Below are 26,550 nucleotides of genomic sequence, written 5' to 3'. Positions count from 1 at the left end.
AACCTTTTTTTGCAATTAAGCAGAGCACGCACCCAAAGCGACTCGCATAATATCTGTCGCAGGAATGGCTCCTTCGCGCAAAATAACCGGCTCTGCCCTCGTACAAGCAACAATTGTAGACGCGATGGCTAGTGGAGCGGGACCTGAGTCAAGTGTCAAATCCGCTAATGTAACAATGCGCTCCTCGACTGATGCACCAGAGATAGCCGCATCCGCTCCGTGGGTGTTAGCTGAAGTAACCGCTAGTGGTCCAACTCGACGTGCAAGTTCACATACCAACATGGAGTCGGGAACGCGCAGGGCAATGGTGCCGCTATCCGTACGCTGGTATTCGCTTGGTACCTGCACAGACGCATTAACAACAAGAGTAAGTGCACCTGGCCAGAACTCTTGCGCTAATGCAGTAGCCCAAGCAGGAATATCAACACCCAAACGTCCGAGTTCAGATGCGTCCGAAACAAGCCATGGCAGAGTCATATCTGCTGGGCGCTCTTTGATCTCAAAAACCCTCGCACGGGCAGGGTTGTTAGGCATCGCAAGACAACCAATGCCATATACCGAATCCGTCGGCATCACCAGCACGCCCTCACGCAACAAGACTTCACAGGCGCGTGTCAATACTTCTGCAGACGGACATTGTTGATCTACTTCAATCATTGCGCCCATATTGTTCTCCCTGCAACTGGCAAACAATCAGTATGTTTTTCTATGCACGCACCGCAACCAAAAAACGCGGACGATGCGTGTAGTCCTCATGTACCTCAATCGACTGCCAAATGTCCTGCATATGTGCTAGACGTGCTGCTTCTTCAAGCGTTGTTTCAAAAAGTTCCACCGCAAATAAGCCTCCTGGAAGCAATGCCTGTTCTGCAAGCTCCAGTAGGCGACGATAGACGTCCAGACCATCTGCACCGCCATCCAATGCAAGATGTGGTTCAAAGCCTGATACCTCATAAGGCAGCTCTTCTACCACTTCACTTGGGATATAGGGCGGATTGGAAACCAGAGCATCAAAATGCCCCATAAGTCTTGGATCTACCGCAGAAGCAAGATCGCATTCTAAAACGTCCACCAGCGCTGTCAGCCCCAACCTATCGCGATTGAGACGCGCAAGCGCTACTGCATCAGGCGATACGTCTGTAGTTAACACGTGCGTCTTAAGCCGCTCATGAGCAAATGAACAAGCAACGCAGCCAGTGCCACAGCCCACCTCCAGTACCAACGCAGGATACTGGTTGTGATCAGCTGACAAATGGTTAAGCACTTCTTCAACAAGCAGTTCCGTCTCAGGGCGCGGAATCAACACACCACTCTTGCAATTGACTACGATATGTCGAAAGGCAGTCTCTCCTGTGACATACTGCAGCGGTTCTCCAGCTACACGACGCTCAATAGCAGCATGCATCGCAGCAAGCTCCGAACTATCAAGTGGTCTATCAAAGTTGGTATAAAGCTCAATGCGAGAAAGCCCCAATACACCAGAAAGCAGCCACTCTGCAGATAGGCGGGGATGTTCATCTCCCTTGCGCTCTAGATACTCACTTGTCCAATCGAGTATGGCCTTACAGGTCCACTCGTTTTTTGTCATTGCAATCCTCCAGCAGGCACACAGACCCTCTCAAGAAATTTCACTACATCGGCTCGCACATCTTGACGACAACGTTCGTTGTGCAGTTCGTGGCGAGCGTTAGGATAAAGCTTGACTGTCACGTCCAAAAGGCCAACCTTGCGCAAAGCCATAGCACAAGCGCGTGGACCCTTACCGTTTTCGCCTACGGGATCTTGCTCGCCCGACAAGATCAGCACTGGTAGTTCATGTGGAACACGCATCAACACCTCGGGGCGTTCTGCTTCCTCAAGAAGCTGAGCAATGACGTAATAGCCCGAAACAGAAAACATCCAGCCGCAATCTGGGTCAGCCGCATAGCTAATCGGACGCGCAGGATCTGAACTGAGCCATTCATAGCCTGTATTGGCGCCCGTACCTTCAAAGCTCTTGTTATAACTCCCCGTACCCATACTGTCTACAAAAGCAGAGCGATAACCCCAGCCACGGAAGCGCGCAATAATTGAAGTAATAAACTTTGGAGCGCTGACGTTTGCCATCCATGCGGTACCCATGATAATGACACCAGCGAGTCCCTCGCCATGGCGAGCTATATAACAACGCACCACAAAAGAACCCATCGAATGCCCCAACATCACATAAGGCAGTTTGGGGAAACGCCCAGAGACAAACTGCCTGAGCACATGCTGATCTTCAATGAGATAATCCGCGCCATGTTTAGGGTCATATATGCCACGCTGAGCTACATTAGGCGTCGTTCTCCCGTGCCCCAGCTGATCGATGCCACAAACGACATAGCCCGCAGACGTCAGTGCTTCGACCACCTTGTCATAACAGCGGAAATGCTCAACCATGCCATGCACAATTTGCACGATGCCGCAGGGTGCATCTTCGGTCTCGGGCAGCCATAAATCACCTATACAAGTCGTAGCGCCATCAGTTGAACGCAGCTTGATGTCTTCGTGGGTCATAACCGCCTCCTGCAGACCTGCCATACACATCCCATTACATAGGCACAAACAAAAACACCTCTAGCTCCATTCAAGCCAGAGGTGTCAGACAAATGCTAGTTTAGACAGCCTGTGTGAGCTTCTCTGCTCGGTCAGCGGCGGCAAGAGCCTCGATCACCGAAGGTAGCGTATCGCCCAATAGCACGCCATTGTATGTGCCATTAAAACCTATGCGATGATCCGTCACGCGATCCTGAGGTTGGTTGTAGGTACGAATCTTTTCAGATCGATTGCCATGGCCAATCTGCGCCAAGCGGCTGGCACCCGCCTCTGCCTGCTGCTTTTCAAGTTTCATCTCATAGAGACGTGCACGCAGCATCTGCATACAAGCTTCGCGGTTTTGAATCTGCGAACGCTGATCTTGTGAAGTAACAACGGTATTGGTGGGCAAGTGAGTAATACGTACAGCCGAATAGGTCGTATTAACGCCCTGTCCGCCAGGACCCGACGAACAATAGGTATCGATACGAATATCCTCAGGTGCGATCTGAACATCAATCTCATCTGCTTCGGGCAATACAGCAACCGTTGCCGTCGAAGTCTGGATACGACCCTGGCTCTCGGTCTTGGGAACACGCTGCACGCGATGGACACCACTCTCGTACTTCATTACGGAGTAGACCTTGTCGCCCATAACCTTAAACTCGATGGTTTTGAAACCACCAGCCGTGCCCTCATTAGAGCTCAGTACTTCAATCTTCCATCCTTTAGAAGCAGCAAAACGCTGGTACATAGCAAAAAGGTCACCAGCAAAAATACTTGCCTCATCGCCACCAACGCCCGCACGAATCTCAACGATGGTGTCCTTCTCATCGTTGGGGTCGCCTGGAATGAGCATGATTTTGATCTCATCCTCAAGACCGGGAAGTTTTGCTTCATTGTCAGCAATATCTGCTTGAAGCATTTCTTTATCCTCGGCATCCGAGGTCTCGCGCAGCATTTCCTTTGCTGCGTCGATATCATCAAGCGCCGTAAGGTACTCGCGTGCCTTTTCCACCAAGTCAGACTGGTTTGAGTGCTCCTTGGCAAGACGTGCATATTCTTTAGGATCCGACACAACCTCAGGATCCATGAGTTTCTTTTCCAGCTCAAGATAGGCTGCAATGAGTTTTTCGAGCTTGTCCCGCATGATGGCTCCTCAACGCTTTGCTCACGCAGCGAATGCTGCGTCTATTTCTCAACTCTCAAATGATACCACCGAGGTGGCAAGGCTAAACATTACAGCCCTACCACCTCGAAACCTATCTATTTCTGAGTTCTCTCAGAACTCTAGAATGTAGCTAATTGAACTTGTCGTGATAAACGATATCAAATAGCCATTGTAGGTTTATCCAAGGCTTTGACTGCGCATCTATGAGAGGCTGTACGCTTTTGTAGATGTCCTTTTTGATGTCTTGTTCGTTGAAACCTTTCATATCTATTTTTTTATAACCTTTGTTTGCATCACGTATGTTCTTCAGTTGAAAACTTTCAGTGAAGTGGAAGATTAGATTCTCATTATCAACCATATACCCTCCATCACTATCTGGCGTCAGAAAACCTAACTGCTTACCCTCTTTATCGTATGTAAGGATTGCAGGTTTACCATCGAAGTCGTAGCCAATGGTCTTGAGATCATCGGGGGTATAGATGTCTCCAAGATTATCGATAAGCATCATGAGTACGGGTTCCGTACCCTTCTTATGAGGGGTGTGTTGTGCGTAATATACTGAGTTCGATTTGAGGTTGTAGTTGATACATCCAGGTATGGCTGAGAGCATGAGTAGCCACACTAATAGCCCGAAACAGCCTTTTACTACGTTCTTTATCTTTTTAAGCATAACCATCTGCCTCGTTTCTATTTCCACAGCCTTTTGAAGAACTTACCTATCGGCTTAGTTATGTTGTTCTTTACAAATCTGGCAACTGGTTTGACAACTCTCTTTTTGATGAACTTCGCCGTTGGCTTTATTACCTTGCGATAGAGAGGTTTCACAGCAGGTTTTATCACCTTGTTGTAGAGAGGCTTAATAACTTTTCTATGCACAGGCTTTATAAGCTTGTTATGTACAAACTTTGCAGCTGGTTTGATTACCTTTTTCGAAATAGGCTTGATGATTTTGTTGCTTACAAATTTGGCTATAGGTTTTACTACCTTGTTTTTAATGGGACGCATGATTTTGTTATTAACCAACCGAACTGCAGGCTTGACTAGCTTTTGTACAACTGGTCTCAGTACCTTTTTCTCTACGACGGAAAGCGCTGGTTTTATGAGCTTTTGATAAGCTGGTTGAACTAGAGATGTACCTACGGGTTGAAGTATATGTTTGCCAATAGAGGTAGCTGCAGGTCTCAGTACATGAAGATATACCTTCTTACCAAGTGAAGATGCTATCTTGGCTCCGTAAACTACTGCGTTAGAAGCTAGGTTACTCAAAGTCCCCAAAGCTACCCCTACAAGGGTAAGGGGCGTCGTTGCAATCGCAATGATGCCGGGGCCAATCTTTGAAAGGAAATTTTTAATATAGCTAACAGGATCTTCCTTGAATTTCTTACCTTCTCTTTCCAACTTATTTTTCAGCCCAACTAGAATTAATATTATTCCTCCTAAGGACAGCGCTGCTCCCAGAGTATTTGTACGTTCTTGCACCTCTGTGCTAGCACCACTTTTTGATTGAAGTGCAAGCACCTCTTTGTAGAGACGTTGACGCTCTACCTCAAGGTTTTCTGTGCTGTAATAGCGTTTGATGCATTCATCTAAGGTGAGATTTTTGAAGTCAGGATGGTAGTGAAAGATGATTGCATCTATATCTGTTCTGCGATCTTTGGCATCGATGTTGGTGAGGGTATCTCCTGTTAGAGAGTTGAGTTGAAAGAAGTTGTCTTCGGGAGAATGTCCAAAAAGATTGCTGATAGATAGCCCAGCCAACCATTTGAGGATTTCTTTTTTTGGGCCACTGTCTTCTGCGGTGGCAAGGGTGGTGGCAAGATGGGGGAAGTCGGCTAAATAGTGTCCTTTTTGATGTATACGATCCAACAGATCCTTAATGTCACTATAGTTCTCAACTTCAGGTTTCTTCCCAAAATCATTAGTAAGCGATTGCAGAAAATCTTCGGCATACACGGGATAGGCAATCGCATTTGCTATCGCATGATTGATTTTGTTTTTGTCTTTGCCGTACTTTTTCTTTGCTTGGCGAGTAACTTCATCTATGTAGTCTAAAAACTGTTTCTTCTCTTCTGCAGTCATGTTGGTATTAATCAAAAAGGGATCGATTGCAGCTTTGGGAGGGGTTGGTTTTGTAGGAGTGTTTGTAGGACTGCTTTTATGTGGGGCCTGCGATGAGGTGGTTTGAGTTGTCTGCCCTGTATGAAATGTATTGTTCTTACTGTCATGCTGAGTGGTATTTTTGCCTGCATTTTTATGTTCATGTGTAGGACGGGCTATCTTCTTATATACAAAGACATGCTCTAGATCACGGGTAATGATTGCTTGGTAGGTGTTAGGGACTATATAGCCCTCTATCAATTCAGGTTTATATGAGAGCTGCTTTCCTTCTAATACGCTGTACTGTCTGTCTTTTGCTAGTTTCTTCCCTGCTTCATCGACAAAGCTAAACTTGACTCTGTATTCTGGTGAATATACAAACGTGATAACGGGATAGTTACTATCACTCTCATCTTTTCTGATATCCACGAGTTGATAGCTGGGAATCAAAAGAGAACTTATTCGGTAGCTTTCATCGGTAAAGCCCCTATAAAACTCTTTTGCCTTTATATCATTTCCTGTGGTATCGACATATTGAACGAGAATATGCTGGCTAATTCTGGCTTGTAACTTGGCTTGCAGGCTACTACCAAAAATATCGTATCTAACTGCCGTAGGATAGGCATAGGAATCATGCGCTCTTGCGGGTGCTGGAGAATAGAAAATATAGCTAAAGTGAGACAGAAATCCTGCTCCTAGATATCCCCCTCTAGGCAAATCAGCTGATCCATTGAGGTTAAGGGCGCCTTTTGTCGTGTCGTAAATGATGCCATTCTTTTTTGTGAGGTGAGACTCTTTAGGGATTATTTCAACAATATTCGCGAGATCAGTTTTGACTCCCTGTGCGGAGTCAATATCGGTTGAAATAAAGCTCACAACTACCGGCTGCTCTTCATTGGTAGCGTGCTTTACTATCTTGTAGTTCAATCCAAGACGGCTGGCATTGTTGTATAAGACAACAATTGAATTACCACGAGCACCATCGAAAAATTGCTCGCCAATAAATCCTAGACCTTTAATTCGGTGGTCATTGTATCCAGAATGGGCTGCCCAGTCCTCTTTATCAGAACTAATGACTGTCCAGATGAGGTCCAAATCTATGCCAGATTTAGTCTTGCCTACATAGGTGATTCTTCCTGAATCCCCATTATTGATACTGAAAGTCTTAACTCGAGCATGAGGTCTCGCACCAGAAAAATTCGAGAAATCATAGTTGCCGAGTTCTTTTCCCTTTATTGACTCAACAGTAGTTTTCTCTGACCAATGCAAGCCTTCTTTGGTAAGGAAATGTGCATCTGTAAGGTTTTCTCCAACTATTGAAATCGTGATATTTCTAAAGTACTCAACACCCTTTTTGCTCGTATCAAGCTCACCTAATACCGTCGCTTCTTTTACCGTAGGTGTTGTATCCTTTTCAGGCTCTTCTTCTTTAGTAGGAACTTTTGCTTCTGATCCCGTATCACCAATTTCTACTGCGGGCTCCTGAGCTGACACGTTTTCTTTGGTATCAACTTTTGCTTTGGTATCTAAATCTTCATTAGTATTATCGTTTGGTGTAGCGGTAGTGACTTCTTTTGTATCACTACCTGCATCATCCTCGCTAGTTTCTTTGTCGTCGGGCTCTTCTTGTATATTTTCTATAGTCTCTTTTGAAGCTGGAGGAATTTCTTCAGCATAGGCAAGAGGTAATCGTAAAAAGAGGACTAACAATAGGAACATGGGTGTCAAGGCTAACGCTCGTGTCATATGAGCAACAGAGCTTGAGAGCTTCTTTTCCATGGTGTTTTTCCCGAAATAAACGGCATACGGCTTTTTTATAGTAGTCCTTGCAACCGAGTCATATAGGGTGCAAAACGCATCTTTTTTAATAGATGGTTCATTCTTCGGACTTTTGAAAAAACTTACCTGCCCATTTATGCTTGCTTACTTCGAAACTTGAACCATTTGCGGTTATTTAGAAGAGCTTTGAGGTGGCAAGGCTAAACATTACAGCCCTGCCACCTCGAAACCTATCTATTTTGTTAGCTATTCGATGCCAGTCAAATCATAAGACTCAAGCCACTTGCTTGCATACTCGCAAACACTGCGCAAGCATGCTTCATCAAAGGGCGAGACAAGCTCGGCTCCAGCCACAAGATCAGTAAATGCTTTGGTGCCACCTTGACGGGTGTATGCCATGTAATGTTTCCAAGCATTGGCAAAGTCCTCTTGGGAGAGCTCCCAAATCTCAAGCGCCACAGTCTGTGCCAAGCAATAATCGATGTAATACAGCGGCCACTCGTAAATGTGTATCTGGCGCTGCCAACCCATACCGTCACCATAGAAAGGAATATCGCCATCAACAGATATCCAGGGCATATAGATTGCCAGCAGGCGACGCCAAGTAGCATGGCGCTCGGCAGGAGTCAACTCGGGCTGCTCGTACATCAGATGCTGGAAGTGGTCGACCATCGTGCCATAAGGAATGAAGGTGAGGGCACCCGCCAAATGTGCATAGCGATATTTACGTGCATCCTTGCCAAAAAATCCCTCAATCCAAGGCCACGCGAGGAACTCCATACTCATAGAGTGCACCTCACAGGCTTCTGAACTAGGCATTGCAAGCGAGCCAGGCACACGCTGAGTATTCATGTAATAACTAAAGGCATGGCCCGCCTCATGGGTCATCACGTCAACATCGCCTTGAGTACCGTTAAAATTAGCGAAGATGAACGGGACTTTGTGGTCAGGAATTTCGGTCATGTAGCCGCCAGCAGCCTTTCCCTTTGTGGAAAGCAAATCCATTAGCTGGCCATTGAGCATGGTCTCAAAGAATTCCTTAGTCTCGGGGCTAAGCTCACTGTAGAAGGTGCGTGCAGCCGCCACGATGTCATCGAGCGTGCCTTCAGGCAGAGGATTTCCTGAACGGAAGGTCAGGCCTTCATCTGCAAAAGAGAGGGGATACGGGCGGCCAATACGCTTTGCTTGCTCAAGAAAAACTCTATTGGCCACAGGCACCACATAGGTACGAACAGCCTTGCGGAAACGCTCAACATCTTCGCAATTGTAGCTCAAGCGCTCCATGCGGTCATAGCCTAAAGGAAGATAGTTGTCGTAGCCAAGTTTTTTGCCCATAGCATCACGGACATGTACCAGTTCGTCGTAAATGCGATCCAGCTCGGATTGGTTGTCTTTGTACCATGAGCCTTCAGCTTTCCATGCAGCAAGGCGACGTGCGTCGTCTTTATCGTGCTTCATGGGAGTAAGCTGAGAGAGAGTATACGTACCACCCTCAAACTCAATCTGAGCAGAGGCGATAAGCTTTTCGTACTCTTGGACCAAGGCGTTTTCGCGCTTCATCTCATCCATAATTGCAGGAGAGAAACAACGGCGCGCCTGCTCGGCTTTGTCAAAAATAAGCGTGCCGTACTTTGCCTCAAACTCAGGGCGGAAGGGCGAGGCAAGCAAAGCTGCACTCCAAGCATCATCAGCTTCCTCAATCTCAGGAGATGCGTCATTCCAGAACTGCTGCTCTTTATCGTAAAACTCGTCAAGTGTGTTGATAGAGTGGCGAATCTCAACAAGGGTATTTAAGGTCGAAATATGCGCTGCGAGTTGATCTTTTTCTAGAAAGACTTTCTCTGCTTCCTCAAAGCTACCAGCTTTGGCAAAGCGTTCTGTCAATGCGCTGATATCTACCTTGACCTTTGCCAAATCGGGACGCTCATAGGGCATATCCTGAAACTTCATGGATGGCTCCTTTGTTTTGCTTGTTATGTGACAGCACTACGCTAGCAAATTTTTACCTTTGAAAGATTAGCGCTGCATCTTCGCGATAAGAAATACCCTTTTACAGTGCAAATCAGTCCGTCATGAAATAACTCCTTTGCGCGTCTTTGCTCCACCCGCGGCTCACTCGACGCCCACCTTCACAGGCGGTTCAATATGCACCCTTTCTCCCACATCGGGTTCAAGAGGCGCCCTTGCGACAATTTTTACCTGGCCTTCTCTCGCGCACTTGATACGCTTTTGAACCGTCTGCATTAAATGGAATGCAACGGGTTCAAGAAGCACCCTCAGCAAAAAGGTGAGCAGCACTTTTGTGGAAGCAGAGCGACGGTATTGAACCGCTTACAGAGATTTGGGACGGTTTTGAACCGTCTATAGGGGTTTGCGACGGTATTGAACCGCCTGTGGAGGGTTGAGGACGATGCGGCGCTGTTTGTATGGGTTGCGACGCTCTTTGAACTGCTTACGGAGGGCCTGAAGGAACTCTCGAACCGGCTACAGGAATTGGGGGGTGCTGAAGCCACCTGCGGTGGCTTGCCCATAAAAGCCATAGCCAAGCAGTTGGACACAGTGGCGCAGATGCGTAGCGAGCTCCATAATGGGTAGGGGCTTTGGTTACAATAGCAAGCGACACTACGCAATTTTAGGGATAATGATGAGCAAAGACGGACTTCATAACGATACAAGTCTGCCTTCTACTGCAGCAACCACTGAGGAGCACAGCGCTACATCAGATATCCTTGAAAAGACTGAAATTACAGCTACGCGCCTTCAAAATCGCGATTTCCTCAATAAGGGGCCAGAGCAGAGCTCAGAGCCAGCTCCAGATACCTCGCCAAAATCGAAATTAGAGCGTCATCCCTGGCTGCAAGCTCATCTACGTAGCCTAGTAGTACTGGGAATAGCTGCGGTCATTCTTCTGTCGATGATCACAATTTCATCAATTCGTGCAACAGACAAGCCATCGCTCAATCAGGTGAGCAGCGACATTGCCAACCTGTCCGAGGCTCCTGCCTATGACCCTGGCGATTTTGGTCGTGATACGACGCTAACCCTAGATTCTGTGGACTATAGCGAGGTCATCCGCGATGAGGACCACTGCAATGCAACAGGTGCTGTCATTTACGCAGGCGATGGGATTGCTGCACGCGAGAAGGTTAGCCTTCTATATGACCGCCATGGCCACGGCAAGTGGTCTACAGCTGGAAATCTCATCATCCAAGAAGTGAGCTGGTCTGCCAGCAAAGGACCCGATACGGATAAAGTGCTTACACAAGCACGCGTTTTTTTGCAGCGTGCAGATATTGCAGAACGTAAATCTGCCAAGACAGACAAAAAATCTAACCAGACAAACACTTCTTCTACGGAGCAAGACTCTCTTTATTCTCTCTACCGCGATGCTGACTGCACCGTATTCCAAGAAGAATTCGACCCCGAGACCAACAATGCCACAGTTGTGCTGGCTTTTTCCAACAAGGACAGTTTTTCCGAGCGCAAGTGCAAGCTCACAATCAAGTTTCATTTCTCATCACAAACAGGCCAGTGGGACATCAAATCCTGCACGCCAGATGCAGATGCACGAAAGACAAGCTACGCCCCGCTTGTAGGCACATGGACAGGCAGCTATCAATCACAAAAAAATGACGGCCACGGCTGCTATGGTGCAAACTCTTCGCCGCTTAAAATCACTATTGGCAGTACGCAGACTAACAATGATGGCGTTACCCAGTTAACAGGGACATTTTCGGGTCTTGTACACCATCATGGGGCCGTGCCCAAGGACACGGATTCAAACGAAGGCGACATACGCATTGAGAACGTCTCGTTTACCAGCACGCTTGAAACAAATACAAGTGGCGCCTTGGTATTAAAGTACACAACACCCAAATCTGCTGAGGGCACCATCGAGCTTATGCTGGTTTTTGGTGGAAGCAAAACTCCCAATGCCGCAACTGCAACACTAACAACCCATTATGAAAACGAGCAAAACTTCTTGGTCATCCCCTACACCGTCAGAGGCGAATTTGCCGATAGCTATTCACTTAGCAAAGACGGTGCAGACTAAATCGTCTGCCACGGCAAGCGAATCTACAATCACACCCAGCAAGAAGTTACTCTTCGTCGTCACTTTCTTCAGTAAGGCGGATTGGGTGCTCATCCAACCAAGCGTTAAAACCTTCTGCAGCAGGCATGCTCTTGAGTTTGCGCTTCACCTGGCGAAGTGCCTGAGAATAACTGTTGGTAAATCCCCCAAAATACAGCGCGGCAGCAAGACATAAAAACGCAGTTGCAACAAATACGGCAACGGGCTGACGCGATGCCATAGCAGCAAGCGCTGCAATTGCTGCCATCACAACAAAAAACTCCGAGCCTTGATTTGCTTTTTTGCGTTCGTCTTTACTAATCATATGCAAAAGATCATTTTTGTAGAGCAGATAAAACAGCTGTTCATCACCAATATGATCTTCTCGAGCAACCCGAGCAAGGTCACGACGCCCAGAGGAATCAAGCGCAGAGTAAGTCCTTGTACTTTTGAAATCGGGAATCTTTTCCAATGCCTTGGCCATGGGTCTCTACCTTCCGATTAGGTATTGCTTAAGTACGCGGGCGCACTCTTCCTCATCTGGACCATCAACCTCAAGCTCGACAAGCTGATTTTGCCATACATCCGCAGCGAGTAATTGGGTGGGGCGCTTTGCATTACAAAATTCTCCACTTACACTGACATTACGCAAATAAACGTCACTTTGGAACTGCTGTGCAAGAGCGGTAAACTCTGCTGCGGGGCGAGCATGTAAACCCGCCGGAATACCGCAGCTAACATGCACCGTGACCATAAACGCCCCCTAATCTTATTTAGTCAGTTTCATCAACACGAGTGCCGCCACTTCACAAGCAATACCTGCTACGGTAAAAGCCGTAAGTGCCTGTCCCAAAAACACTGCTCCAAGCACTGCTGCCGCCACAGGCTCGTTTGTCGCAATAATTGATGCTTGTGTGACCGGCATCCGCTTAATTGCCGCATTAAACAGCATCAATGCAAGAACGCTATCAAAAAGACCAAAGCCAATATTGACCGCTAATGCAACGGGGTTTGCGATATAAACTGCCAAAAAATCCAAACTCGTTTCGGTAATCAATAAATAGACAAAAGCGCACGCCGTAGCGAGGGCAATATTGTAAAAAACCACTGTTGATGTGGGGTACCGTCTACCAAGAGAAGCCTGAAGCACATTTTGAAGCGAGTAACACAGCGCTGCGGCAAGGCCAATAATAATTCCAACGACTTCAAGCTGTGCTCCCCCACCCCACATACCAGAAACAAGAGAACATCCCAAAAGTGAAAGTCCTAATGAGACAATCCGACCAAAGGTTAGATGCTCCCTTCCTCGCATAACCTCCCACACCGTCACAAGACTCGGCATCAGATATAACAGCACTACCGCTGTAGCCATACCTGTAATCGAGATTGCGTAGTTATACAGCAGAACAAACGCAAACGAACCCACCGTGCCCAAGAGAAGAAATCGTGGCCAATCTGCACGCTCCACACGAGCGAGGCCACCACGGCGCATGGCAAGCAGAACACTCATTGCAAGCAAAGCAGTAGCGAGACGAACTACCGTCATCTCTGGATTTGTCAAACCAAAACCCTCAAGCGCACTTACAAAAAGACCGCCTGAACCCCAAAGCACGGAAGCAGCAAATACCATAAGGGCTGGCACAGCGCCACCCAAGATGGGGGCGCCGTGCCGAGAAGATCTTTTAGTCAAGTTCATGCCCATTTGATGCAGTAACCTTGCGATACCAGTCATAACTATCTTTTTTAATGCGTCTACCCGTACCAGCTCCCGTGTTGTCATAATCAACATAGATGAAGCCGTAGCGTTTCTCAATTTCTGAGCTTGAACAACTCACAATATCAAGAGGTCCCCAAGGATAGTACCCGCGCAAATCAACACCATCTTTTACGGCCTCAATCATCTGCTTGATGTGAGCACGCAGATAGTCGATACGATATGGATCGTGAATGGAACCATCTTCCTCGACCTTATCATAGGCACCAATACCATTTTCTGTGATATAAAGTGGCAACTGGTAGCGATCCCAATACTCGTTAAGGGCAATACGCAGGCCAATGGGATCTATTGCCCAACCCCAAGCGCTTTCAGGAAGCTCAGGATTGGGAACCTGCCCAAGATCGGTGTGCAGATAGGGCTCCTCACCAGAAAGGCGTGTATAGTAGTAGGACAGCGACACAAAGTCCACCGTACCTTCGGCTAATGCCTGCTCATCACCTTCAGCAAAGTTGATGTTCACACCACGCTCATCAAACCAACGAAGAGCATAGCCAGGATAGCTACCACGCACCATCACATCACCTACGAAGTATTCCATTTGGTTGTGGCGCATGTTCCAGAATTGGTCTTCAGGACGAATGGAGCAAGGATAGGTAAGATTCGAGCAGAACATCATACCGATTTGGTTTTCGGGATAGTTATCGTGGCTGTATTTGGTAGCCACAGCACAGGCAACCATCTCGTTGTGCAGCCCTTGATACTTCGCCTCAAGCAGATTGTCAAAGCGATCAGACAGAATACCTAGATGGTTGTAACTCTCATGAATCACAAGGTTAATCTGGTTGACTACAATCCATTTGTGGACGCGATCACCAAAATGGTCAAACAACACCTTGCAATAGCGCACAAAGCAATCCAGCGTCTCACGCTCATACCAACCGTTGTACTTGAGCGATAAATTGAGGGGCATCTCGTAGTGGCTGATGGTAATCATGGGATCCATACCATCAGCGATGACCTCATTAATTAGCTTGTCATAAAAGGCAAGACCTTCTGCGTTGGGTTCTGCATCATCTCCATTAGGGAAGATACGTGCCCAGTTAATAGAGGTACGGAAGGCATTCATACCAGTACCTGCAAGAAGTTTGAGATCTTCTGGATAGGTATGGTAAAAATCGATACCACGGCGTTTGGGATACATCGCATCGTCTTCTGCCATTGCATGCTCAACATAGGCAGAGTCAATTTCCATGTTGTAGCGTTGTTCGGGAGGCAGGTCATACTGAGCGCGATTTACATCTGCCAGGCACCAGCCTTTACCACCCTCACGCCAAGCGCCTTCCATCTGATTTGCAGCAAAGGCGCCACCCCACAAAAAGTCATCAGGCAACCAATTTTGCTTTGCCATGGTCATGTTATGGTCTCCTTTCCGCCTAACCCTAGGCGGCAATTCATCAATCCTAATTTGCGAGCTTGTCTTCTAATGCCTTCAAGCGAGTTTCATAAGCTTCTGCCTGCTTGAGCATGCTCTTGGTGAGATTGATTTCAACCTGAATAGTCATCAACGTATCCTGAGCATGAGCAAAGAGGACATGATAGCCAAGCTTCTCATCTCCGCCGCGAATGTCACCTTGAATCATCGCAGTCTGGATATTATGTCCTTCAACTTGGGTTTTGTCTGCACGCTTCAATAAATCTCGTGCATCATCAAAACGGCTCTCAGCAATTGCATCGCGAGCCTGTGCTGCAAGAGTACGTGCGTCACCCGAAGCCATGATGATGCCCATAGCCTGCTCAACGATGTACTCCGTCTTTTCTGCCTCGGACATCCCCAGCATCGGGTTTTCTTCTTCCTCCAGCATGGAGTTCGCCTTTCTAGAAGGGCCGCCCCGCTTTTGGAGCGACCCTGCGTGAATCGGTCGTACAAAAAACTTTACATCTATGCCTTTGCAGCTTCGAGCTCAGCTTGCTCTTTCTTGTTTTCCTGATCCTCATACGCCTTGAAGAAGGGATACCAGATAAGACCAGATACGAGGAAGGTCACGACAGCAAAGATAACGCCCGTAATGGATCCTTGCGTCGAGATGAAGGTCGAGATGGGATATGGGCAATACCACAGCTCAAACTGAATGCGAGGAATCGGCGCGAAGGGAATAACCTTGGTAAAGAGAATTGTCAGAATAGGAAGAATAATACCCTGCAGCCACATGGGCAGCATCAGCAGAGGATTCCAGGCAATAGCACCAAAAACAACAGGCTCGTTAATATTAAAGATGCCGGGAACGAGGCATGCACGCCCAAGAGCCTTGATTCCGCTGTTTTTGGACAGACACATCAAGACAACCAAGGAAAGCGTAGCACCAACGCCGCCAATCCAAAGATAGGTTGTGTAGATAAAGGTCTCAGTAAAGATATGCAGAGTAGAAACCGTAGCGGTGCCAGCAGCAACCATAGCGAGGTTATCAGCAATGAGCGCAAGTTTCACAGGCTCAGTAACAGGGGTAAGTACCCAAGTCGAAATGCCCATAGAGTAAATCACGCAGTACAGGAACAACGTCACAACCATGCCACCAGGCGTATCAAGAATATTCTGCAGCGGCATAAAGACGGCAACGATAGTATTGTAGATATCAAAACCAGCTGCATCTACAAGTAGCCAGAAAGCAGAAATGGTCAGCATAATGGGAAGCAGTGCATCAAACCACTGGCGCACAAAATCGGGAATTGCAGAATCTTCCTTAAAGAAGGAGAACTTATTGAAAGCACCAAAAATAAGGCCTACTGCAATACCTGCAATAATGGCAGCAAACATGCCACCTGCACCATAGGCGCTGTGTCCCTGACCAAAGGTGCCAGCCGCATTGTCGGCAACGATCTCGGGCTCGACCATAATCATAAAGACCATCAAGCCCGTGATACCTGCAATAATGCGCTGCTTACGATAACGTTTCTTTTCGCAATAGTTAAAGGGTACAAGGAAGGCAACCATCAGCGAAAGTTTGCTCATGGTCCATCCAAAAGGCGTCCAAAAACTCGGTAGCCAAGGAATATAGTCATTCAGAATTGCCAAGCAGCAGAACAGCGAACCCGCCAGAATGAACGGTAGAATCTGCATCAAGGAATCCTTGATTACCACGACCCACTGGAGGTTGGCGACCTTCTGCAGGCGCGGCGCGAAGGAGTTCTCGAGCCAGCCAATCAACTTCTCCATGTCTTCTCCTCTAGTTCAAACTTGCATTACAGCCTGCTTACCAAGCAGACGAATTGCCTTTGCTACTCACCAAAAATCTCATGAATATGGGTCAGTGCTTGCTCGCCATCAAGATGGGAGTAATACTCAGGTTTCATCACAACGACATGAATGGGATAGCCTTCGCACACTTCTTCGAGGCCTTCCTTGGTTGATGCAAGATGGGGCCCAATCATGAGGCAATCGATTTCTTCGACATAGTCCTCAACAGCAGACTCGCTCACTGCCTTAACGGAGATTTCTTCACCCGCCTTTTTTGCTGCCTTACGAATGTTTGCAGCCATAAAGCCTGAGGAAGCACCGGAGCCGCATACCAGAAGAACGTTGTGCTTTGCCATTTCATGTTCCCTTCGCCCGTGCGTCAAATAATCAGCCGCAGTCTTTTGGTATGGCTCACTATCCTCCTGTCTCTTTCATGGCTCCACCATATTCCCTGCCGCCTAAGCGGCAATAGAAAAGCTTCCGCTTAGGCGGAAAGTTGGCAGGCAAAGTACTAATTGGCGGAAAATTTTCCGTCAGCCACCCTATACTTCATGCATTAACAAAAAGCTGAAGAAAGCTGGCTAACGGGAGCTCCTATGAAGGAAGACCGTATTGGACGACTGTTAGATATGCTGCGTGATGCAGACTCATGGGTTCCTGCATCTACTATTTCACGGCGCCTTGGTACCAGCGAGCGTACGGTACGCACCTATGTTAAGGACATCAATCGCCGAGGGCTTGCAAGTATCGACTCATCTCGTCTGGGCTATCGTCTTGCAGAAAGTAAGAAGTTTTCTGACGCTGTTCATTCAGATTCTACAGGCACGGATACAAAGCTTCCCACTCCAGGACAACGAGTTGCCTATGTATTAGCTCGTCTTGTAAATGCGCCTGAACCTGTCTCTATCTTTGACCTTGCTGACGAAATGGGTGTTAGTGAGAGTACCGTACAAAATACCGTGATGCCCAAACTCAGACGACTTCTTGCCCGCTTTGATCTTGAACTTGATGTTCATGACTTTTCCTTAGAGTTGACTGGCAACGAAGTCGATCTTCGTCATCTTATCGGCCATGCCGCAATGCAGGGAGGCAATGGTTACTTCAGCTCGCCAGAGATTCTCGAGGCGATGTTTCCCAATTACGACGTACAGTCCATGCTCGAACAGTTAACGAGCATTTGCCAACAATCGGGGCTCTTTCTCAACAACTACGCCCTCAGCAACCTGCTCATGCACCTAGCTGTCATCATGATCCGCCTACAGTCACCTAATACCCTGACAGCAACTCTAACTTCCACAATGCGTACTGCTCAAATAGTGGAAAATCTTACACATGCAGATGCTATTCGACGTTGTGCAGATGAGATTCAAGCATATGCATCCCGGGCATTTGGCGTTCATATCGGTAAAGAAGATTATCGCCAGATTATTGTCTTGCTTGCCCTCTCTACCGAAACATATTCCTACGATGAGTTGTCGCGTGACCGCCTAGTACGTCTCGTAGGTGCTGGCTTTTTTGAAAAGTATATTGGCATGGTGCAATCCTTGCGCGACCAATATGACCTCGTTGAGTTTGATGAAACGTTCTTATTGCAATTTGCCCTGCACGTACATAACGCATATCAGCGCACGATCTACGGCGCGTCATGCCCCAATCCGATTGCAAACCAACTCAAGCAGGACTATGCAGCGGTTTACGATATGGGTGTCTATTTTGCGCATCTTGTCCGACTTGAACTGGGGATTAGCTTTTCTGATGACGAAATTGGTTTTCTTGCCTTCCACCTAGGTGCATATATTGAACAGCACAAGAAAAACGAGGAAACCGCATCCTGTATTGTTATTTTTGAGCGCTATCACGACTACGCGAGCAATTTTTTGCAGACACTCGAAGAAAAAACGCATGGCGAACTCAGTGTTATTGGTGTACTCAACGCTCAGGAGTATCTTGCAGCCCAACCCAGTTGTGACCTTGTCATCACGACCATTGGTTTTCCACGCCAACACCCTCATACAGTACTTGTAAGTCCGCTGCTCTCTACGCGTAATGTTCGAAAAATTCGCGATGAACTCGATGAAATTGCACATGAGCGCCGGGCAAATGAGGCACGGACGCACCTACAAGAGGTCATGAGTCCTGAGCTCTACCTACGCAATCTTCATGTTTCCAGCGCTACCGACTGTATTCAACGCTTAGGAGACCACTGCATAGCAGAGGGCGTGGCTACACCTGAACTCATTGATGACATTCTGACGCGCGAGCATCTCTCAAATACAGCATTTACCGATCTGCTTGCCGTGCCCCACCCAATTACAGTATCCGCGCAGCGCTCGTTTGCCTGCGTACTCCACAATGACGAGCCAATCCCTTGGAATGGCTCTCGTAAGGTCAATTTTGTTGTAATGATAGGCATGACAAAGGGAGACACGCCCTTCTTCCAAGACATACTTGACCTCGTTATTGATTTGTTTCTCTCGCCAGAAAAAAGCCAGGCAGCTCTACGCACCGACAGCTACGAGGAATTTGTGCGCATACTAACAACCTAGCTGCAGATGGGCTGATATGGGCAAAAGGTGCCTGGGGCACTTCTGTCTGGGGTACTTCTTCCCTATATTCCTATACAAGTAACGCAATCGGGCGCTTGTTTGCCTATACGCTCCGTGCGCCGCCCTAAACACAAGCTCTGGAGGTTGCCAGCTACCACACATCGTTTCACATCCGATGTCAGCCGCCACACATCGTTTCACATGGGCACTCAAAAGCCACGTTCTACTTCATGCCGAGTGCCAAACGCCACAAACTATTTCAGCAATAGCGTCCTTGTTTGCCAAAAGCCACGTTCTACTTCATACCAAATGCCAAACGCCACGTTCTACTTCACTTTTTTAGCCAAAAGCCACATATCTCTTCACGTCCAAAAAATCTACCTGCGCAAACGTCAGGCCCTTTGAAATAGAGTGTGGCGTTTGACATTTTTTCTGAAACAGAACGTGGCGTTTGACACGTAGGGCTGCTTCGACTGAAAGAATCCGTGGCGTTTGACAAGCAGGGCTCCACTGGATGAAACAGAATATGGCTTCTGACAAGCAGAGCTGCGTCATTTGAAATGATGTGTGGCTTTTGACAGGCAGTGCGGACAAGCGGAGCTACACACCGTCGCATCAGCACGCATTAGGCGACCCATCTTCGTCCTTATGGGGCGATAGGGCGCCATTTTAAGGTTTACGTGACTTCAAAAAACCCGCTAACGCTGTTCATCCAGTGCTAGCGGGTCATTCGTACATCTGTAAAGCGGGTGCTTACTCAGCTGCGGGCTCCTCAGCAGCAACGGTAGCAGACTCTGCCTCTTTGGCGGCAGCGGCGGCCTTCTTGGCAGCCTCAGCCTCGGCTTTTTTGGCGTACTCTGCAGCACGCTTGGCCTTCTCAGCAGCCTTTGCTTCCTTGGCAGCCTTTGCAGCGGCGGCAGCTTCGGCAGCCTGTGCAGCCTTTGCAGCCTTGGCTTCCTGCGCACGCTTAAGCTGTTGTGCAGCAGCACCACCGAACTTGTCAGAGAAGCGCTGGACACGTCCGCCGGTATCAACAAGCTTCTGCTGGCCGGTGTAGAACGGGTGGCACTTATCGCAGAGGTCGACAGTCATCTCGCTTTTGGTAGCGCGAGTCTTCCAGGTATTGCCGCAGGTGCAACGTACAGTGCACTCCACGTACTCGGGATGGATTCCTTGCTTCATGACAACTCCTAACGTAGGCCTGGTTTCCGACCAGGCGAGTGGTGGGCGCTTATCCAAACATAACCAACCGTTTGTGACAAGCTTTGCGATAATAACACGTGTTAAGCAAAAACGCCAAGCACAGTCCAGGAGACTCACATGTTTCTCGCAGTTGACATAGGAAATACCCAAACAACCCTTGGTTTAATCGCCGACGATGAGACTTTGCTACGACAATGGCGCATGGCGACCTCACGCACAGATACTGCCGATTCACTCCATGCCCGCCTGTATGGCTACTTCCATATGCTAGGTTACAAGCTCCAAGACATCAACGACGTAGCAATTGCGGGGGTCGTGCCTACACTTACTCAGTCGTGGATCCATTTGGCAAAAGAGATTTCAGGAGCTACGCCACTGGTAATAGATGCCTCGCGCGACTGCGGAATTGAAGTTGCCCTCCCCGACCCTAATCAAGTCGGAGCCGACCGCATTGCAAATGCGGTAGCCGCAAAGACTAGCTATGGCGCACCCGTCATTGTGGTCGACTTTGGCACAGCAACCAATATCGATGTGGTTGACGCCAATGGTCGCTTCCGCGGCGGAGCCATCATGCCTGGTCTGCAGCTATCGGCAGCCGCGCTTTTTGAGCGGGCAGCAAAGTTGTCAAACGTACCGCTTATTGCTCCCGCCCATGCCCTAGGCAACAGCACCGAAACTGCCGTGCAGTCAGGCATTGTTATCGGCGCAGCAGTCCAAGCAGAAGGCATTGTGCGCCGCATACAAGCAGAACTTTGTGCTGAGTGGTCACAGGCACATGACGGTGCCACTATGCCACGCTGCACCATCGTAGGTACAGGCGGGCTTTCTTCCGTTGTAGCCGAAGCGACCGATATTTTTGATGTGGTCGATCCTGACATTACTATTCGTGGCATTAGGCAAATTTGGCTGCACCGTGCAGAAAAACGCGCAAATCGAACTTAAGACCATACTCACAATCATATAAAGATTAAAGCCCAGCAATGGCTCAACTGCTGGGCTTTTCTTGTCAAGCAAACCGCCACAAACACACGGTTCTGCTTATTTCCAATCTAGGGGTCCAAGCTCGGCAGTAACGTGACCAATGCGCTGCTCCGATTCTGCCACCTCAACACCTGCATGCGTCAAGAAGCGTACGGGATCATGCATCAGATCTTCCATGGGCACTAATACATAATCACGCTCGCCTAAGTGTGGATGCGGCAAAGTCAAACGTTTGCCTGCATGAGTCTCGCCCTCAACCCAAACAAGATCACAGTCAATCGTACGCGGACCGTGACCCGAAGTTTTGGGATCACGAATACGTCCAAGCTTATTTTCAATCTCTGACAGATGGCTCAACAGCACTAAGGGATGCAACTCGGTGCGAATCTCGGCCACCGCATTTGCAACAGGCGTTGCAATGCCATATGCAGGTTCAGTCTCGTAAGCAGAGCTCACGGCGACAACGCAGGTCATCGGGATCTTATCGATAAGCTGTACTGCTTGGGACAGATATCCTACACGGTCACCTACGTTTGAGCCCAAAGAGACAAAGCCTTGACGTGCATCAGGCTTTGCCATTGCCCAATATGCATTAACTGCCTCCGCCATCTGGGCCACATCGTGCACGCGCAAAATACGCGCTCCAGCCTGAATGCCCCAGATACAAAAGCCCATAGCCGCAGCTTTATCTGCTTGAGATCCTGTGACTGAAGTAGAAAAATCTCCCTCAGATACTGATTGAAGCAATGGATAACCCAATGACATGAGCTTTTTTGCATTACGCTGCACTACGACATCTTCGTCAGGAGTTTTGTTTTGCCCTAATCCTGGATCAAAACAAATACGATCACGCGAAATGCCAGCACGCAACAACATGCGCGCCTGATCGCCTAAAAAGCCCATGATTTCGCGCATAATGGGCGCTTCTTCGGGCAGAGTAAAACGACGGTTGGATGCTACAGGACGCAAAGGCGTATGAGTCTGATCGAGTACAACTGAACGACGAGAAGAGTTCACACGGAACTCACTATCGCAAAGCACTACACAACCGCAATCACTCTCGGCAGCAATCTCAACCATCTCAGCATTGGTAAAGCCCTCAGGATCGTCAAGCACCTCTGCGCCTAGACGAATACACATCTTGGCAATCTGTGGATGACGCGTAGTAATGCATACAATAGCGCCCGTGGCGACAAGTCCGCGCACTACTGGCACTACTGCCTCACCCTCAGCGTCAATCGCTGCGCTGCGCGCACGAGCTGCGGCGGAATCTGTAGCAGGCAACTCTTCTGGCGCTGGTGCAAAGCTCACATCAAGAAGGTCGGCACCTTCATCAAGCATTGCCTTGCCAAGCGCAATTGCCTCCTCAGTTGCCAAACCGCTAGGACCCACCTCAAGCATGCCCATAATGCGTGGACGCGCCAGCGAGAGTTCATGATGTCCACAACGCCAAATGGCAAAGTCCTCTCGAGCCATAGATCCTCCACTCAAGCCCGTTATAGGGCACAGCTAGCCAGTGCAATCAAAAATCAAAAGCCTTTGCGATATCACATACACAAACTAAATCCGCCATTGCATCCTGAGGAGTTGACTGCATATTGACTATCGCAAGATCATTTCCCTGGAAGTATTGTACGAGACCTGCAGCAGGATATACCACTAGGGATGTACCGCCAACAATAAGCATGTCAGCCTCAGCAATAGCCTGTGCTGCTCCATAAAGTACTGCTTGGTTAAGAGACTCGCCGTAAAGCACTACATCAGGCTTAATAAGCCCACCACAATATTCGCAATGGGGCACACCTTTACTTGCCACTATCCACTCAGCTGAATAAGTCTTTCCACAGTGTTGACAAATATTTCGATGGACCGAACCGTGCAGTTCATAGACCTGATGCGAACCCGCTGCTTGGTGCAGACCGTCAATATTTTGCGTCACCACCGCTGCTAGCTTGCCCTCACGCTCGAGCTCGGCAAGCTTGAGATGCGCTTGGTTGGGACGCGCGCCAAGCGCAATCATACATGTGCGATAAAAATCATAGAACTCCTGCGTATGCTCCATGAAGAAACGATGTTCGAGCATCTCTTCGGGTGAGTAATCAAGCTTTTGGCGGGAGAGCCCATTTGGACTTCTAAAATCTGGAATACCACTTGCCGTCGAGACTCCTGCGCCACCAAAGAAAACCACGTTCCTAGCTTTGCCTATGCGGTTATCGAGTTCATGCGCCGCCTCTTGAGGATCGCGAATAATTTGACCCATGATAGCCACGCTCCAGTTTCGTTTATGCTTCGCTTTTGTTAGGGCTTCTTGTCCATCCACTCTAGCACCCCTACTGCCTGCGCTAAAATCTCCTAGCGAACTAATTCGCGAATGGAGGGCATTATGGACCAGTTAACCAACACGCCCAATGAGGACTACGTACTCAAAAGTTGCACCGCGCGTCCTCGAGGCGGCGAGCATCTGCCAATAGAATCCAATGTACACGATATCGCTCTGATTTTTGAGGGTGGCGGCTTTCGTGGTTCGTATACGGCTGGCATTGCAGGTGTCCTGCTTGAGCGCGGGATTTTCTTTGACGAAGTGTGTGGCATCTCTGCAGGAGCCAGTCACACTGTTGACTACCTCAGCCGCGATATCAACCGTACGCGCCAGGCTTTTATCGATCTTGCAACTGTACGTGAGGCGGGCGGCTTTCGCTCGGCTATGGAAGGTCATGGCTATTTCAACGCCGACTATGATTACGGCGGCTGCATCAAAGATGGATTTTTGCCTTTTGACTGGGAGACTTTTGCCGCCAATCCCGCCAAAGCACGTCTACAGGCATTTGAGCGAGATACGGGTCGCACCGTAAGTTTTACTCGTGAGAGCATGGATACATTTGAACATATGATGATGTGCACTCGTGCAAGTTCAACCTTGCCAGGCATGATGAAGCCCATCTCTATCAATGGGCAGGTTATGCTCGACGGCGGTATTGGTTTTGAAGCAGGACTTCCTATGCATCTGGCCGAGATGGATGGATATGAGCGTTTCTTCTTTGTTGCAACGCGTCCTGCTGGCTATCGCAAGCCTGCGCCGTCTGCTGCTATGCAGCGCCTTTATCGTAGATGGGGCGAGAGCTATCCACATCTAGGCAAAGCTCTGCTTACTCGCCACGAACGCTATAACGCCGCGCTCGACCGCTTGGAGCAGATGGAACGCGAGGGTCGTGCTTACGTCGTGCGTCCAGATACCATGCCAGTCAAATCAACGACGCTAGATACTGCAGCGCTCTACAACTCTTTCCAGCTGGGCTATCGCCAAGCTTTGCGTGATTATCCCCAATGGGAGGAGTGGATTTTTGGGTAGGCTACACTTAATCAAGTCATTTTGTAGTTCGAGTTAAGTCATTTTTGTAGTCCGCCTTTGGTCCGCAGATGGGATAGTACATGAGCGATACCCCCCGCGAGCTTAAGCTCGTATCTTGGAACGTTAATGGCCTGCGTGCTGTTATGAAAAAAGAACCTAGTTTTCCTGAAATTTTTGAACAGGCATGTGCCGATGTCTTTGCTCTGCAGGAGACAAAGTTACAGGAAGGCCAGCTCAAGATAGATTTTCCAGGTTATTATCAAACTTGGAATTATGCAGAACGCAAAGGTTACTCTGGTACGGCTGTCTTTAGCCGAGAAGAACCGCGACAGGTAATTCGTGAAATCGGCTGTGAGTTTGCCGACAATGAGGGTCGCGTTTGCGCACTTGAGTTTGAAAACTACTGGTTTGTCGATGTATATACGCCCAACTCTAAAAATGGTCTGCTTCGCTTAGATGAACGCATGGTATGGGACAAGGATTATCGCGAATTTCTTGCCCGTCTTGCAGAAGAAAAACCTGTAGTAACCTGCGGTGACTTCAATGTTGCTCATGAGGAAATCGACCTCAAAAATCCCGATACCAATCATATGAATGCAGGCTTTTCCGATGAGGAGCGCGCAGGCTTTGGGCAGCTACTGGACGCTGGTTTTACCGACAGTTTCCGCAGCCTATATCCCGATCAGACAGATGCCTACAGCTGGTGGAGCTACCGCATGCGTGCTCGTGAACGCAATGTAGGCTGGCGTATTGACTACTTCCTTGTCAGTAATCGTGTTGCCGACCGCATCGTAGACTCTCGCATCCTTAGTGATATCTACGGCAGCGATCATTGCCCTATTGAGCTGACCATTACGCTATAAACACCTATCGGCTACGTCATACATCGCCACAGCTTCGCATGCCTCCATGGTCTCGCACGCCTCCGTGGTCTTACTCGTCTCCGTGACCTTGCTCGTCTCCATGGTCTCGCGCGTCTCCGTGGCCTTGCTCGTCTCCGTGGTTTTGCTCGCCCCCGTGGTCTCACTCGCCTCCGGAATCTCACCCTCTCCGCAGTCTCGCAAACCCCATGCATCTGTCAGGATGGATAGTTAAAGTTTTTAGCCCCGAGGAGCCAAATTTATTCGTAATCCGACCAAAAATGCCTCCTCGGGGCGTTTTTATCGCTACACGCGCCTTTGTTGGCACAAGTCTTTCATCGCTACGTACACCTTTGTCGGTCCGGGTTCTTTCACCGCTACGCAAGCCTTTGTTGACGCGAAATAAATTCACCTATGTATCAAATTGGCTTGAATACAAAAAACCACATCAGGCACTACGTCACCTCAAGCACCAAGCAAGCAAAAAGGACACTCAAACTTTTAAAACTGAGTGCCTCAACCACTTATTGGCGTATGTGGCTATTGACCTACTTCCACAGCACTCCGCATGCCAAACGCCACACTTCTTTTCACGCAAACTGCCAGAAGCCACAGTTCCTTTCAAGCAGCACGATTCTGCTTGTCAGAAGCCACGTTCTGTTTCAGAAAAAATGTCAAAAGCCACAAATCTCTTCAATGGCATTCACGTTTGCGCAGGTAAATTTTTTGAGCGTGAAGAGATATGTGGCTTTTGACTAAAAAAGTGAAGCAGAACGTGGCTTTTGGCATTTGACATGAAACAGCGTGTGGCTTTTGGCATCTGGTGTGAAATGAAAGGTGGCAGCCGGTACGTGTGTGAAATGGAGTGTGGCTTCTGACACCCAGCCTGCTCCAAGATGTTGCAACCTCAGGTTGCAACGGCAGGCTTTCTAACTGCGTGTTTTACATATATATGCAGCTAGAAGACTTGCAGAATAATCTGTTGCA

23 protein-coding genes are annotated in these 26,550 nt (G+C 48.4%); 6 read left to right on the top strand and 17 right to left on the bottom strand.

The window, feature by feature from the left end:
• Positions 1 to 15 precede the first annotated feature (15 nt).
• The 7 genes from ACO5JD_RS03460 to ACO5JD_RS03430 all read right to left on the bottom strand — a co-directional run bounded on the left by ACO5JD_RS03460 (position 16) and on the right by ACO5JD_RS03430 (position 9,553).
• Positions 16 to 666, bottom strand: coding sequence for an L-threonylcarbamoyladenylate synthase (locus ACO5JD_RS03460; RefSeq protein WP_484987607.1), 651 nt, complete (start codon positions 664 to 666; stop codon positions 16 to 18).
• A 40-nt stretch (positions 667 to 706) separates the two neighbouring features.
• The gene (gene prmC, locus ACO5JD_RS03455; RefSeq protein ID WP_484987605.1) at positions 707 to 1,588 is read right to left on the bottom strand and encodes a peptide chain release factor N(5)-glutamine methyltransferase; all 882 of its coding nucleotides are present in this window, start codon (positions 1,586 to 1,588) and stop codon (positions 707 to 709) included.
• A complete protein-coding gene (locus tag ACO5JD_RS03450; protein WP_484987603.1) occupies positions 1,585 to 2,562 on the bottom strand; it encodes an alpha/beta fold hydrolase in 978 nt (325 codons plus the stop codon). Before ACO5JD_RS03450 ends, prmC begins: the two co-directional genes overlap by 4 nt.
• Before the next feature lie 76 nt (positions 2,563 to 2,638).
• A complete protein-coding gene (prfA, locus tag ACO5JD_RS03445) occupies positions 2,639 to 3,706 on the bottom strand; it encodes a peptide chain release factor 1 (RefSeq protein ID WP_484987601.1) in 1,068 nt (355 codons plus the stop codon).
• A 151-nt stretch (positions 3,707 to 3,857) separates the two neighbouring features.
• On the bottom strand, positions 3,858 to 4,337 hold the full coding sequence (locus ACO5JD_RS03440; protein ID WP_484987599.1) for a hypothetical protein: 480 nt from the start codon (positions 4,335 to 4,337) through the stop codon (positions 3,858 to 3,860).
• 77 nt (positions 4,338 to 4,414) lie between these two features.
• Positions 4,415 to 7,603 (bottom strand): MucBP domain-containing protein, encoded by a 3,189-nt coding sequence (locus tag ACO5JD_RS03435; RefSeq protein ID WP_484987597.1) that lies wholly within the window; start codon positions 7,601 to 7,603, stop codon positions 4,415 to 4,417.
• 246 nt (positions 7,604 to 7,849) lie between these two features.
• Complete coding sequence (locus tag ACO5JD_RS03430) at positions 7,850 to 9,553, bottom strand: M3 family oligoendopeptidase (RefSeq protein ID WP_484987595.1); 1,704 nt, start codon at positions 9,551 to 9,553, stop codon at positions 7,850 to 7,852.
• A gap of 694 nt (positions 9,554 to 10,247) precedes the next feature.
• On the opposite strand from ACO5JD_RS03430, the gene ACO5JD_RS03425 reads away from it, so the two are divergent.
• A complete protein-coding gene (locus tag ACO5JD_RS03425; protein WP_484987593.1) occupies positions 10,248 to 11,657 on the top strand; it encodes a hypothetical protein in 1,410 nt (469 codons plus the stop codon).
• Between the two features lie 46 nt (positions 11,658 to 11,703).
• On the opposite strand, the gene ACO5JD_RS03420 is transcribed toward ACO5JD_RS03425, so the two are convergent.
• From ACO5JD_RS03420 to ACO5JD_RS03390, 7 genes are all read right to left on the bottom strand, one after another.
• Complete coding sequence (locus tag ACO5JD_RS03420; protein ID WP_484987591.1) at positions 11,704 to 12,159, bottom strand: hypothetical protein; 456 nt, start codon at positions 12,157 to 12,159, stop codon at positions 11,704 to 11,706.
• A gap of 6 nt (positions 12,160 to 12,165) precedes the next feature.
• Positions 12,166 to 12,429 (bottom strand): HPr family phosphocarrier protein, encoded by a 264-nt coding sequence (locus ACO5JD_RS03415; RefSeq protein ID WP_484987589.1) that lies wholly within the window; start codon positions 12,427 to 12,429, stop codon positions 12,166 to 12,168.
• A gap of 15 nt (positions 12,430 to 12,444) precedes the next feature.
• Complete coding sequence (locus tag ACO5JD_RS03410; RefSeq protein WP_484987587.1) at positions 12,445 to 13,371, bottom strand: DMT family transporter; 927 nt, start codon at positions 13,369 to 13,371, stop codon at positions 12,445 to 12,447.
• Entirely contained in the window at positions 13,358 to 14,800 is a 1,443-nt protein-coding gene (locus ACO5JD_RS03405) for a glycoside hydrolase family 1 protein (RefSeq protein ID WP_484987585.1), read from the bottom strand. Before ACO5JD_RS03405 ends, ACO5JD_RS03410 begins: the two co-directional genes overlap by 14 nt.
• A gap of 52 nt (positions 14,801 to 14,852) precedes the next feature.
• Positions 14,853 to 15,254, bottom strand: a complete 402-nt coding sequence (locus ACO5JD_RS03400; RefSeq protein ID WP_484987583.1) for a PTS lactose/cellobiose transporter subunit IIA — start codon at positions 15,252 to 15,254, stop codon at positions 14,853 to 14,855.
• A 77-nt stretch (positions 15,255 to 15,331) separates the two neighbouring features.
• Entirely contained in the window at positions 15,332 to 16,603 is a 1,272-nt protein-coding gene (locus ACO5JD_RS03395; RefSeq protein ID WP_484987581.1) for a PTS sugar transporter subunit IIC, read from the bottom strand.
• Positions 16,604 to 16,665: 62 nt separating this feature from the next.
• Positions 16,666 to 16,980, bottom strand: coding sequence for a PTS sugar transporter subunit IIB (locus tag ACO5JD_RS03390; RefSeq protein WP_484987579.1), 315 nt, complete (start codon positions 16,978 to 16,980; stop codon positions 16,666 to 16,668).
• A gap of 240 nt (positions 16,981 to 17,220) precedes the next feature.
• On the opposite strand from ACO5JD_RS03390, the gene ACO5JD_RS03385 reads away from it, so the two are divergent.
• Positions 17,221 to 19,170, top strand: a complete 1,950-nt coding sequence (locus ACO5JD_RS03385; protein WP_484987577.1) for a BglG family transcription antiterminator — start codon at positions 17,221 to 17,223, stop codon at positions 19,168 to 19,170.
• A gap of 753 nt (positions 19,171 to 19,923) precedes the next feature.
• Here ACO5JD_RS03385 and rpmE read toward each other — a convergent pair.
• Positions 19,924 to 20,352, bottom strand: a complete 429-nt coding sequence (rpmE, locus tag ACO5JD_RS03380; protein ID WP_484987575.1) for a 50S ribosomal protein L31 — start codon at positions 20,350 to 20,352, stop codon at positions 19,924 to 19,926.
• A gap of 138 nt (positions 20,353 to 20,490) precedes the next feature.
• Between rpmE and ACO5JD_RS03375 the strand changes: the two genes are divergently transcribed.
• On the top strand, positions 20,491 to 21,315 hold the full coding sequence (locus ACO5JD_RS03375) for a type III pantothenate kinase (protein WP_484987573.1): 825 nt from the start codon (positions 20,491 to 20,493) through the stop codon (positions 21,313 to 21,315).
• Between the two features lie 96 nt (positions 21,316 to 21,411).
• On the opposite strand, the gene folK is transcribed toward ACO5JD_RS03375, so the two are convergent.
• Entirely contained in the window at positions 21,412 to 22,830 is a 1,419-nt protein-coding gene (folK, locus tag ACO5JD_RS03370; protein WP_484987571.1) for a 2-amino-4-hydroxy-6-hydroxymethyldihydropteridine diphosphokinase, read from the bottom strand.
• Positions 22,831 to 22,876: 46 nt separating this feature from the next.
• Positions 22,877 to 23,614 (bottom strand): NAD-dependent protein deacylase, encoded by a 738-nt coding sequence (locus tag ACO5JD_RS03365; protein ID WP_484987631.1) that lies wholly within the window; start codon positions 23,612 to 23,614, stop codon positions 22,877 to 22,879.
• Positions 23,615 to 23,725: 111 nt separating this feature from the next.
• Between ACO5JD_RS03365 and ACO5JD_RS03360 the strand changes: the two genes are divergently transcribed.
• The 3 genes from ACO5JD_RS03360 to ACO5JD_RS03350 all read left to right on the top strand — a co-directional run bounded on the left by ACO5JD_RS03360 (position 23,726) and on the right by ACO5JD_RS03350 (position 26,318).
• On the top strand, positions 23,726 to 24,703 hold the full coding sequence (locus ACO5JD_RS03360; RefSeq protein ID WP_484987569.1) for a patatin-like phospholipase family protein: 978 nt from the start codon (positions 23,726 to 23,728) through the stop codon (positions 24,701 to 24,703).
• Between the two features lie 80 nt (positions 24,704 to 24,783).
• Positions 24,784 to 25,566, top strand: coding sequence for an exodeoxyribonuclease III (locus tag ACO5JD_RS03355; RefSeq protein WP_484987567.1), 783 nt, complete (start codon positions 24,784 to 24,786; stop codon positions 25,564 to 25,566).
• Positions 25,567 to 25,772: 206 nt separating this feature from the next.
• Positions 25,773 to 26,318: a hypothetical protein gene (locus ACO5JD_RS03350; protein WP_484987565.1), complete on the top strand. Its 546-nt coding sequence runs from the start codon at positions 25,773 to 25,775 to the stop codon at positions 26,316 to 26,318.
• Positions 26,319 to 26,550: the final 232 nt, after the last annotated feature.

It is taken from the genome of Olegusella sp. (assembly GCF_057238325.1).
Note: the sequence above shows the minus strand (reverse complement) of the source record. Positions and strands in the feature narration are given on the sequence as shown.

Bases quoted from the DNA above. Each gene is read 5' to 3' on its own strand.
- ACO5JD_RS03425 (WP_484987593.1), top strand. From the start codon at position 10,248: ATGAGCAAAGACGGACTTCATAACGATACAAGTCTGCCTTCTACTGCA.
- ACO5JD_RS03350 (WP_484987565.1), top strand. From the start codon at position 25,773: ATGCATCTGTCAGGATGGATAGTTAAAGTTTTTAGCCCCGAGGAGCCA.
- folK (WP_484987571.1), bottom strand. From the start codon at position 22,830: ATGGCTCGAGAGGACTTTGCCATTTGGCGTTGTGGACATCATGAACTC.
- ACO5JD_RS03420 (WP_484987591.1), bottom strand. From the start codon at position 12,159: ATGGCCAAGGCATTGGAAAAGATTCCCGATTTCAAAAGTACAAGGACT.
- rpmE (WP_484987575.1), bottom strand. From the start codon at position 20,352: ATGAAGCAAGGAATCCATCCCGAGTACGTGGAGTGCACTGTACGTTGC.
- ACO5JD_RS03375 (WP_484987573.1), top strand. From the start codon at position 20,491: ATGTTTCTCGCAGTTGACATAGGAAATACCCAAACAACCCTTGGTTTA.
- ACO5JD_RS03410 (WP_484987587.1), bottom strand. From the start codon at position 13,371: ATGAACTTGACTAAAAGATCTTCTCGGCACGGCGCCCCCATCTTGGGT.
- ACO5JD_RS03440 (WP_484987599.1), bottom strand. From the start codon at position 4,337: ATGCTCTCAGCCATACCTGGATGTATCAACTACAACCTCAAATCGAAC.
- prmC (WP_484987605.1), bottom strand. From the start codon at position 1,588: ATGACAAAAAACGAGTGGACCTGTAAGGCCATACTCGATTGGACAAGT.
- ACO5JD_RS03460 (WP_484987607.1), bottom strand. From the start codon at position 666: ATGGGCGCAATGATTGAAGTAGATCAACAATGTCCGTCTGCAGAAGTA.
- ACO5JD_RS03365 (WP_484987631.1), bottom strand. From the start codon at position 23,614: ATGGGTCAAATTATTCGCGATCCTCAAGAGGCGGCGCATGAACTCGAT.
- ACO5JD_RS03390 (WP_484987579.1), bottom strand. From the start codon at position 16,980: ATGGCAAAGCACAACGTTCTTCTGGTATGCGGCTCCGGTGCTTCCTCA.
- ACO5JD_RS03355 (WP_484987567.1), top strand. From the start codon at position 24,784: ATGAGCGATACCCCCCGCGAGCTTAAGCTCGTATCTTGGAACGTTAAT.
- ACO5JD_RS03435 (WP_484987597.1), bottom strand. From the start codon at position 7,603: ATGGAAAAGAAGCTCTCAAGCTCTGTTGCTCATATGACACGAGCGTTA.
- ACO5JD_RS03405 (WP_484987585.1), bottom strand. From the start codon at position 14,800: ATGGCAAAGCAAAATTGGTTGCCTGATGACTTTTTGTGGGGTGGCGCC.
- ACO5JD_RS03400 (WP_484987583.1), bottom strand. From the start codon at position 15,254: ATGCTGGAGGAAGAAGAAAACCCGATGCTGGGGATGTCCGAGGCAGAA.
- ACO5JD_RS03415 (WP_484987589.1), bottom strand. From the start codon at position 12,429: ATGGTCACGGTGCATGTTAGCTGCGGTATTCCGGCGGGTTTACATGCT.
- ACO5JD_RS03395 (WP_484987581.1), bottom strand. From the start codon at position 16,603: ATGGAGAAGTTGATTGGCTGGCTCGAGAACTCCTTCGCGCCGCGCCTG.
- prfA (WP_484987601.1), bottom strand. From the start codon at position 3,706: ATGCGGGACAAGCTCGAAAAACTCATTGCAGCCTATCTTGAGCTGGAA.
- ACO5JD_RS03450 (WP_484987603.1), bottom strand. From the start codon at position 2,562: ATGGCAGGTCTGCAGGAGGCGGTTATGACCCACGAAGACATCAAGCTG.
- ACO5JD_RS03430 (WP_484987595.1), bottom strand. From the start codon at position 9,553: ATGAAGTTTCAGGATATGCCCTATGAGCGTCCCGATTTGGCAAAGGTC.
- ACO5JD_RS03385 (WP_484987577.1), top strand. From the start codon at position 17,221: ATGAAGGAAGACCGTATTGGACGACTGTTAGATATGCTGCGTGATGCA.
- ACO5JD_RS03360 (WP_484987569.1), top strand. From the start codon at position 23,726: ATGGAGGGCATTATGGACCAGTTAACCAACACGCCCAATGAGGACTAC.